The organism is Meiothermus luteus (genome assembly GCF_003574085.1).
Classification (GTDB): domain Bacteria; phylum Deinococcota; class Deinococci; order Deinococcales; family Thermaceae; genus Meiothermus; species Meiothermus luteus.
This window is the reverse complement of record NZ_QWKZ01000217.1, coordinates 1-775: the sequence shown is the minus strand read 5'-3', so window position 1 is coordinate 775 and position 775 is coordinate 1. Positions and strand designations below refer to the sequence as shown.

Genomic DNA, 775 nt, shown 5'->3' with positions numbered 1-775 from the left:
CCCCGCCGTGGGGGAGGGGCCGATCCCCCAGGCCAGGACCGTGCGGCTGCGAGGGTCAAGGCCTCCGGTTCCCCCTCCCGCAGCAAACTCGCTCGCAGATCCGCCTTCTCTTTGGCCAGAAGGACGATCTCCAGCAGGGGGTTGGGCTTGGGTTTTCTGGCCGTGCGCCTGAGGGAGAGCTGAAAATCCTGCAGCAGCCGTTGGATCCGCTTGTGGTTGAGAACCAGGCCCTTGCGGCGTAGCTCCTGGTCGATGCGCCGGTAGCCGTACCCGGGGTGCTCCAGCAGGATGGCCTCGATGAGCGCCTTGGCCCTTTGATCCTCCTCCTCCCGCTTCCTCTGGGCCTCCACCTTTTGCTTGTGGTGGTAGTACCAGGTAGCCCGGGGAATCTCCAAGGCCGTGAGCACGATGGGCAGGGGGGCCAGGCCCTGGGCCAGCGCCTGACGGGCCAGGTCCATGCGCTCGCCCAGAGGCATCTTCTTCACCTCCCCCGCCCCAAGAAGTTCTTCAGTGGCCCTGGACCTCTGGTGGCCCCGGGTGGAGCGGCACCTGCCCTTCCTCACCCGGCGGTACGAGGTGCGCTTCTACCCCGACGGGAGCCGGGCGGTGGTGTGCGCTGACCTCGAGGCCCTCAAGGTCTGGTACAAGCGCCTCCTCAAAGGCTGAAGCCCTGGAGGAAGTCCCAGGCCCGCCTGAGGCCCAAGAAGGCCTCCGCCGCCTCCCACACGGACACCTCCGTGGGCCTCAGCCCCTCCCCCAGGCACAGGACCAGCCC

At 68.0% G+C, this 775-nt stretch carries 2 protein-coding genes; one reads left to right on the top strand and one right to left on the bottom strand.

The window, feature by feature from the left end:
- Window positions 1–476 (bottom strand): IS3 family transposase (locus Mlute_RS15385; RefSeq protein ID WP_147371146.1); only part of this gene is annotated, 476 nt, incomplete at its 3' end.
- 34 nt (window positions 477–510) lie between these two features.
- Between Mlute_RS15385 and Mlute_RS15380 the strand changes: the two genes are divergently transcribed.
- A complete protein-coding gene (locus Mlute_RS15380) occupies window positions 511–666 on the top strand; it encodes a hypothetical protein (protein ID WP_245959012.1) in 156 nt (51 codons plus the stop codon).
- Window positions 667–775: the final 109 nt, after the last annotated feature.